The sequence below is a fragment of the Pseudarthrobacter cellobiosi genome (genome assembly GCF_023913755.1).
Classification (GTDB): Bacteria; Actinomycetota; Actinomycetes; order Actinomycetales; family Micrococcaceae; genus Arthrobacter; species Arthrobacter cellobiosi.
Genome location: NZ_JAMXBJ010000009.1, coordinates 1 through 5,673, shown reverse-complemented (window position 1 = coordinate 5,673; position 5,673 = coordinate 1). Strand labels below are relative to the sequence as shown.

The window sequence follows — 5,673 nt, the reverse complement described above, 5'->3', positions numbered from 1 at the left end:
AACGTGGGAGAAGTCCACCCCGTTCGGACCCGCCCTGGTCACGCAGGACGAATTCACCGCCGGCCCGCTGATGACCAGCGCCGTGGACGGGGAAATCCAACAGCAGACCCCCACCAGCGACCTGGTCTTCACGCCCGAATTCCTGGTCTCCTACATCTCCGCGATCATCACCCTGAACCCGGGCGACGTCATTGCAACCGGTACCCCGGGCGGTGTGGGCCACGCCCAGGAACCCAAGCGGTACCTGCAGGAAGGCCAACTCCTGGTAACCACCATCGAGGGCCTGGGCCAGCTGAACAACCGCGTGGTCAAGGAAGCCTGATGACCGCACGCGAAGACCAGAGCACGGACCCGGAGCTGCTCGAGGGCCTGCTCCAGGCCCGGCGCGGGACCGCGTTCTTCGCCCGGAAACTCAACGAGCTCTCGGACGCGGACCTCGACGGGGATTCGCTGCTGCCGGGCTGGACCCGCCGGCACTTGGTGGCACATGTCGGATACAACGCCCGCGCCATCGCACGGCTCATCGAATGGGCCGCAACAGGGGTGGAGACACCCATGTACGCCTCCCCCGAGGCCCGCAACCACGAAATCGAGTTCGGGGCAACCCTGCCGCCGATTGCGTTGCGGCACCTCTTTGACCACTCCGCAGTGCACCTGAACGTGGAATGGCGCGACCTGCCCGCCGAGGCCTGGCACCACAAAGTTAAGACCGCCCAAGGGCGGATCGTTCCGGCTGAGGAAACGGTGTGGATGCGCACCCGCGAAGTCTGGACCCACGCCGTTGACCTGGACAACGGCGCCACATTCGCCGACATCCCCGCAACCGTCCTCGAACGGCTCCTGCAAGACATCACCGGAGCCTGGAAAACCCGGGGCACTGATGCCGGGCTGCTCGTCAAAGTCACGGGCACGGAGCTAACGTTCGGCGACCCCACCGCTGAGAACCCAACCCTCATCACCGGAACCCTGCCCGGCCTCGCCCAATGGGCCGCCGGCCGTGGCACTGAGGGTGTGCACGTTGCCGGGTCGGGCGTCGGCAGCACCGTCCCGGCCGCGCCCAAGTGGATCTAGGCTGAAGGGCTTTTTCGATGACGAGAATGCTAATTATTGGGCCTCCGGGTTCGGGCAAGGGAACGCAGGCGGAGCGGATCTCCGAACGCCTCGGCGTTATTGCGATCTCCACCGGCGATATCTTCCGGGCCAACGTCAAGGGTGAGACGCCGCTGGGCGTCGAGGCCAAGAAGTACATGGATGCCGGCGATTTCGTTCCGGACAGCGTCACCAACAAGATGGTCCGTGACCGCCTGAGCGAGGCCGACGTCGAAAACGGCTTCCTCCTGGACGGCTACCCGCGCACCACGGCGCAGGTGGACTACCTTGACGGGATCCTCGCGAACAGCGAAGAAAAGCTCGACGTCGTCCTGCAGCTCACGGCCGACGACGAGGAACTCGTCTCCCGCCTTTTGGGCCGTGCCAGGGAAACGGGCCGGAGCGACGACAACGAAGCCGTGATCCGCCACCGCCTGGACCTGTACCACGAGCAGACCGAGGCCGTTGTGGCCAAGTATGCCGAACGCGGCATCCTGACCCAGGTTGACGGCATCGGCGGCATCGACGAAGTAACAGACCGCGTCATGCAGGCGATCAAAGGAGCCCAGGCAGTTTAGCCAAATCCCTCCATGCCTCATTTCACGGCTCCACATGGTGCAAGGAGGACACGCTCAGAATCATCCGATCGAGTCGGTAACCAAGAACGGCGCCCGGCACTCGCTTTTGCGGGTTCCGGGCGCCGTGCTTTGTCTTGAGGCTGCCTGCTGCTTAGGCCAGGGCTGCGATGGTGCGGTTCTCGCTGCGGCCGAAGACCAGGGCGTCGATGGAGAACCGGCCTGCCCCGACGATGGCGAGGGCTGCCGCGCCGGCCGCGAGGACGAGCACCAGTTCGTATCCGCCTTTATCAGCGAAGATGCCGGCCGGCGCGTGGACCAGGAACAGGGCTCCGAGCATGTCCAGTGCCAGGAGGGCGGCCACTGGGCGGACCAGTACGCCAAGAATGATGGCGGCGCCCCCAAGGAGTTCCAGAAAGCCGATGGCGGGAGCAACCAGCTGAGCAGCCGGTACCCCCATCTGAACGAAAGCGGCCTGCGTGCCCGGGATGGTGTATTCAAAGATCTTCTGCCAGCCGTGGGCAAAGAAGACAACGCCCACGGCCAGGCGCAGGACTGTACGGGCGAGATTGGACTGCGTGGCAGCGGGATAGACCGGAGAAGTCATGGGATCGTTCCTTTTGTCTTGGCTTCCTGAAGGGGGCGGTTCAAGCCCGGCCTTCGGAAGTTTAGTTGATGTTTCAAGTACCACTCCAAGGGTCAATGGTTGTTGCGTCAACTAATTTGTCGACTGTGCGCAGTATTTTCCGAGCGGGACTGGCGAGGGGGCTCATGCAGTCACGTCATGACGGCGATAGAGGGGCGCCATAGCCGCATCAGGATCCAGCTTCCCCAAGAGGGCATCGGCGATCCCCCGGAGCTGGCCGAGCTGTTCGGGAGTGAGGGCGTCAATGACGTGACTGCGGACGTTTGCCACATGGCCCGGCGCGGTTTCCAGGATTTTGCGCCATCCATCATTGGTGATGTGGGCGTTGGTTGCACGCCGGTCCTCGGGGCAAGGAAAGCGCTCCATTAGGCCGCGCGCCTCGAGCCGCTTGACGACGTGGGACAGGCGGGGCAGCGTGGCGCTGGTCTGGGCCGCCAGGGCGGTCATGCGCAGGGTCCGATCAGGGGCTTCGGAGAGCATCGCGAGCACGTAGTACTCAAAACTGGTCAGGTCCGCGTCACGGCGCAGCTGGGAGTCCAACACATTGGGCAGCAGCTCGACAACCGTATACAGCCGCACCCAGGCAGCCAATTCGTCTCTTGTAAGCCAGTTCGTTTCCATGGCTCCATTCTCTCCGAAGTTGGTTGTTGCGACAACTAACTTTAGCCGCTACTATTTAGTTGAAGCCTCAACCAACCAGGGTTCGAAACGAAGGAGACCGTAATGACCACTGTAAGCATCCTCGGAACAGGCAACATGGGCACGGCCATAGCCGGCATCGTTGAAAAAGGCGGCAACACCGTCCAGGTCCTCGGCAGCGAGGACACTGCCCAGACGGTCACCGGTGAGATTGTCGTCCTGGCCGTTCCCTACCCCGCCGTGCAGGAGATCCTGGCCCAGCGTGCTGACCAGCTCGCCGGCAAGATCATCGTGGACATCACCAACCCGTTGAACTTTGAAACCTTCGACTCCCTGACCGTGCCGGCTGATTCCTCGGCCACTGCCGGGATCCAGGCCGCGCTTCCGAACTCCAGCGTGGTGAAGGCCTTCAACACCACCTTCGCAGCCACCCTGGCCGCGGGCGAGATCGCCGGGCAGCCCACCACCGTGCTGATCGCCGGGGACGACACTGACGCGAAGTCCCGGCTCGCCGAGGTCATCACGGCCGGCGGCCTGCGCGCCATTGATGCCGGCTCACTGCGGCGGGCACGTGAGCTGGAGGCAAAGGGCTTCCTTCAGATCGCTCTGGCCGCCAGCGAGAAGATCTCTTGGACTGGAGGATTCGCCGTCCAGGCATGACCCAACGGTCAGCCCAACCCCGCAGCATCGCATCACCGGGAGCCGCCCTGCCTTCATTCTGGCCGGCTCCCGAGGCACGCTCATGGCCCCAAACAGAGAAAGAATTACCTCCGATGCCAGTCTCCCCCGTCCGGCTGAACCACGCCGTACTATTCGTCACCGACCTTGACCGGGCCGAGCGCTTCTACACCCACGTCTTCAGCATGGAAGTGGTCGCCCGCGAACCGGCTGCGAACGCTGCATTCCTGCGGCTGCCCCGCTCCGGCAACCACCACGACCTCGGCCTCTTCGGCGTAGGCGCCGCCGCGGCGCCTAAGGTGCGTGGCGGCGTCGGGCTCTACCACCTCGCGTGGCAGCTGGACACCATCGAGGAGCTCGCCGAGGCCCGCAGGACCTTGACGGACGCTGGCGCATACACCGGTCAGTCCAGCCGTGGCGCCACCAAGAGCGTCTACGGCGCAGATCCGGACGGCAACGAGTTCGAACTTATGTGGATGCTTCCCCGGCAGCATCGGGGCGAGTATGAGAACGCCGCTCCCGTCGAGCCGCTGGAGCTCGACGCCGAACTGGCCCGATGGTCCGGCGTGCCCACCGCCGGCCGCATCGCCACAGCCAGCGCTGAGGAGGACAACTCATGAATGACGATTTCGGCAAACCTACAGTCGTCTGGCACAGCCCTGACGCCCCCGACCGTCCCCTTGTGGTCCTATTGCACGGACGCGGCGCCGACGAGACCGGCATCATTGGCCTAGCCGGACACCTGCCAACCGGACCATCGTACGCAGCCGTCCGCGCACCGATCCCCGCCGGAGGCGGATACGCCTGGTTCGCCAACCGCGGAATCGGCCGTCCGGTCGCGGAGTCCCTCACTCAGACCATGGCTTGGTTCCGGGAGTGGCTCGACCAAGCGGCACCCGCGGGCCGCCAGGTCATACTCGTTGGCTTCAGCGGCGGCGCCGCGTTCGCCGGTGGTCTGCTTCTGGCCGATCCGCAGCGCTTCGCCGGCGCTGCAATCCTGTACGGAACGTTACCGTTCGACGCCGGCGTCCCAACCTCACCTGCGCGCCTGGCCGGAGTGCCGGTCTTTATAGCCCAGGGCGAAACGGACACAGTCATCCCCCGCGAACTGCTGGACCGCACCTGGACCTACCTGCTCGGCGATTCCGGCGCCCCCAGCTACGCACGCCGCGACCCCGGCGGCCACGGGCTCACCAACACCACCGTTGCCGAGCTCGGCGGCTGGATCGCAGAGCGGCTGCAGTTCCTCGCCCTCCGCAGAATTCTGCCCTCCGGGCCCGGCGGGTGGGATACCCTTCCCGGCGGGGAGCTTCCGGCCCGCCAAGGTTCCCGGCCCGACGTTTCCTGGTCGATTCCCCAGGAGCAACGCTCCGACAACAGCCCCCTCAATATCCGAGAGCAACTCCTCAGCAGCATCACGGCCTTGCCAGGGGTAACCGCCCGTCAGTCAGCCATCTCCGTACCCGGCGCATCTGGCTTCATGGTCGAACGGGGGCCGGGGGCGCCGCTTGATGCGTTCCTCGTGCCACAAGTTGGCGAGTTCGCACACCTTCACCCCGACTACGACGGTTCTCTGCATCTGGCACTGCCGCTGGCGCTGAGCCGCGACGCAATCGCCAAGGGATGGGCCGTCGCCCACCCCCTCGCGGGCATCCGCCTCGCCCGCGGGATGGTTATGATCTACGGGCCACGGAATGCGACCGAACTCGACATCGTCACCGGCATCGTCCAAGCCAGCTTCGCCTACGCCAGTACCTCGTTCCGGGCCAGCGACGGGAGCGCCTGACGTGCCGCGGAGCCAAGTCCGCAGGCCGCCATGGCTCCCGTGCCTTTAGCTTTGGCGTATGGCAGTTCGCACGGTCTGCGAAAGATGCAGCGCCCTCGTATCCGCGCCGCCTGGAAGTTGCATTTGAAGCGGGATGTAGCGCACCGGCCCTTGAGCTGGCTGCGGGCCAGTTCTTGTTCGCCGGCTCAGACCGGGCCTGTTTGAGCGTGGGCTCCCGTGAGAAAATAGTGTGTTGCACACCAACGTATTTGCGCGCGCTG

Annotated in this window: 8 protein-coding genes; 6 read left to right on the top strand and 2 right to left on the bottom strand. The window is 65.0% G+C overall.

All coding sequences use genetic code 11. The features are described 5' to 3' along the window. The 3 genes from NG696_RS00120 to NG696_RS00110 form a co-directional block, all read left to right on the top strand. A partial coding sequence (locus NG696_RS00120) for a fumarylacetoacetate hydrolase family protein (protein ID WP_252573464.1) occupies nt 1–322 on the top strand: 322 nt, incomplete at its 5' end. Further along, nucleotides 322–1,071, top strand: coding sequence for a maleylpyruvate isomerase family mycothiol-dependent enzyme (locus tag NG696_RS00115; RefSeq protein WP_252573463.1), 750 nt, complete (start codon nt 322–324; stop codon nt 1,069–1,071). The genes NG696_RS00120 and NG696_RS00115, both read left to right, overlap by 1 nt. Nucleotides 1,072–1,097: 26 nt before the next feature. Further along, a complete protein-coding gene (locus NG696_RS00110) occupies nt 1,098–1,667 on the top strand; it encodes an adenylate kinase (protein WP_252573466.1) in 570 nt (189 codons plus the stop codon). Between the two features lie 151 nt (nt 1,668–1,818). Here NG696_RS00110 and NG696_RS00105 read toward each other — a convergent pair whose 3' ends face one another. Beyond that, entirely contained in the window at nt 1,819–2,271 is a 453-nt protein-coding gene (locus NG696_RS00105) for a DoxX family protein (protein WP_252573462.1), read from the bottom strand. 162 nt (nt 2,272–2,433) lie between these two features. After that, nucleotides 2,434–2,931 (bottom strand): MarR family winged helix-turn-helix transcriptional regulator, encoded by a 498-nt coding sequence (locus NG696_RS00100; RefSeq protein WP_252563201.1) that lies wholly within the window; start codon nt 2,929–2,931, stop codon nt 2,434–2,436. Nucleotides 2,932–3,033: 102 nt separating this feature from the next. On the opposite strand from NG696_RS00100, the gene NG696_RS00095 reads away from it, so the two are divergent. The 3 genes from NG696_RS00095 (at nt 3,034) to NG696_RS00085 (ending at nt 5,413) form a co-directional block, all read left to right on the top strand. After that, the gene (locus NG696_RS00095; RefSeq protein WP_252563204.1) at nt 3,034–3,609 is read left to right on the top strand and encodes an NADPH-dependent F420 reductase; all 576 of its coding nucleotides are present in this window, start codon (nt 3,034–3,036) and stop codon (nt 3,607–3,609) included. Nucleotides 3,610–3,722: 113 nt separating this feature from the next. Next, a complete protein-coding gene (locus NG696_RS00090; protein WP_252573460.1) occupies nt 3,723–4,247 on the top strand; it encodes a VOC family protein in 525 nt (174 codons plus the stop codon). Continuing rightward, nucleotides 4,244–5,413 carry a luciferase domain-containing protein gene (locus NG696_RS00085; RefSeq protein WP_252563209.1) on the top strand — a complete coding sequence of 390 codons (1,170 nt, stop codon included), beginning with the start codon at nt 4,244–4,246 and terminating at the stop codon, nt 5,411–5,413. Before NG696_RS00090 ends, NG696_RS00085 begins: the two co-directional genes overlap by 4 nt. Nucleotides 5,414–5,673 lie beyond the last annotated feature (260 nt).

What these genes read in the sequence shown, in the direction of transcription:
- NG696_RS00115 (WP_252573463.1), top strand. Translation starts at nt 322, where the DNA reads ATGACCGCACGCGAAGACCAGAGCACGGACCCGGAGCTGCTCGAGGGC.
- NG696_RS00100 (WP_252563201.1), bottom strand. Translation starts at nt 2,931, where the DNA reads ATGGAAACGAACTGGCTTACAAGAGACGAATTGGCTGCCTGGGTGCGG.
- NG696_RS00110 (WP_252573466.1), top strand. Translation starts at nt 1,098, where the DNA reads ATGCTAATTATTGGGCCTCCGGGTTCGGGCAAGGGAACGCAGGCGGAG.
- NG696_RS00085 (WP_252563209.1), top strand. Translation starts at nt 4,244, where the DNA reads ATGAATGACGATTTCGGCAAACCTACAGTCGTCTGGCACAGCCCTGAC.
- NG696_RS00090 (WP_252573460.1), top strand. Translation starts at nt 3,723, where the DNA reads ATGCCAGTCTCCCCCGTCCGGCTGAACCACGCCGTACTATTCGTCACC.
- NG696_RS00105 (WP_252573462.1), bottom strand. Translation starts at nt 2,271, where the DNA reads ATGACTTCTCCGGTCTATCCCGCTGCCACGCAGTCCAATCTCGCCCGT.
- NG696_RS00095 (WP_252563204.1), top strand. Translation starts at nt 3,034, where the DNA reads ATGACCACTGTAAGCATCCTCGGAACAGGCAACATGGGCACGGCCATA.